This window comes from Polaromonas sp. P1_G4, assembly GCF_056405475.1.
This window is the reverse complement of record NZ_JBFUCA010001005.1, coordinates 1-693: the sequence shown is the minus strand read 5'-3', so window position 1 is coordinate 693 and position 693 is coordinate 1. Positions and strand designations below refer to the sequence as shown.

General features: G+C 63.6%; 1 protein-coding gene. It reads left to right on the top strand.

What is annotated here, in order from left to right; genetic code table 11:
* A partial coding sequence (locus tag AC1D1X_RS25035) for an NADH-quinone oxidoreductase subunit NuoF family protein (protein WP_477699593.1) occupies positions 1-693 on the top strand: 693 nt, incomplete at both ends.

The window sequence follows — 693 nt, the reverse complement described above, 5'->3', positions numbered from 1 at the left end:
TTGCTCGGCCGCGAAGTCCGGGTCATTGCCGCACCTTGCATAGGCCGCTGCGAGCAGGCGCCAGCAGTCGTGGTGGGACAAAACCCGGTACCCAWTGCCAGCTGCGAGACCGTAATGGCGACCGTCGCAGCAGCAACTGTGCAGCACGTTCCTGACGGCTTTATCGACCTGCCCACTTACCAGTCAGCCGGTGGTTACGCTTTGCTCAAGCACTGCATTTCGGGCGAACGCGATGTCGAATCGGTTCTCAAGACCATGGAAGACTCCGGCCTTCGTGGGCTGGGTGGCGCCGGCTTTCCTTCAGGCCGCAAGTGGCGCATCGTGCGTGCCGAAAAAGGCCCACGCCTGATGGCGGTGAATATCGACGAAGGCGAGCCCGGCACCTTCAAGGACCGCGTCTACCTGGAGCGTGACCCGCACCGTTTCCTCGAGGGCATGCTGATCGCCGCCTGGGCTGTCGGCATCGAGAAGGTTTACGTTTACCTGCGCGATGAATACCACGGCTGCCGCAACATGCTGCAAGCCGAACTGACCAGGCTGCGCCTGGACCCACTGATGGTCGGCATGCCAGAGATCGAGCTGCGCCGCGGCGCCGGCGCCTACATCTGCGGCGAAGAGTCGGCCATGATCGAATCCATCGAAGGCAAACGCGGCATGCCCCGCCTGCGCCCCCCCTACGTCGCACAAGTGGGC